Raw genomic sequence first — 698 nt, 5'->3', positions numbered from 1 at the left:
TGCATCGCGGAAAATTCGGCTGACCGGCGAATCCGACAGGAAACCGGCACCACCCAACGCCTGAACGGCCTGATGCGCCTGCACCATCGCCTGTTCCGAGGCATATAGGCAGCACGCTGCAGCATCCTGACGGGTTACATCCCCGCGGTCGCATGCCTTGGCAACTTCGTAGACATAGGCCCGCGCCGAATTCATGGCTGTGTACATATCCGCGATCTTGCCTTGCATGAGCTGGAAGCTCCCGATCGGTTTTCCGAACTGCTTACGCTCGGCCAGATAGGGCATCACTTCATCCAAGCAGGCGGCCATGATCCCGGTTCCAATTCCCGCAAGAACCACACGCTCATAGTCCAGACCGGACATCAGAACGGCTACACCCCGCCCTTCTTCGCCCAGAACATTCTCGAACGGCACTTCAACATCTTCAAAGATCAACTCAGCGGTGTTCGAGCCGCGCATGCCAAGCTTGTCGAAATGAGGCGAAGTCGAAAACCCGGTCATCTCTTTCTCGATCAGAAAAGCCGTGATCCCCTTTGACCCGGCGTCCGGATCGGTCTTGGCATAGACGACCAGAGTGTCTGCATCCGGCCCGTTAGTGATCCAGTATTTGTTGCCATTCAGCCGATAGTGATCGTTTCGCTTTTCTGCACGTAGCTTCATGGAAACCACATCCGACCCAGCCGAGGGCTCGGACATAG

1 protein-coding gene is annotated in these 698 nt (G+C 56.6%); it reads right to left on the bottom strand.

Annotation, left to right across the window (positions count from 1 at the left end; translation table 11 throughout):
* On the bottom strand, window positions 1-698 hold a 698-nt coding region (locus tag ACR0EL_RS22350; RefSeq protein ID WP_480502337.1), incomplete at both ends, for an acyl-CoA dehydrogenase family protein.

Source organism: Ruegeria sp. AH12 (assembly GCF_056541465.1).
Note: the sequence above shows the minus strand (reverse complement) of the source record. Positions and strands in the feature narration are given on the sequence as shown.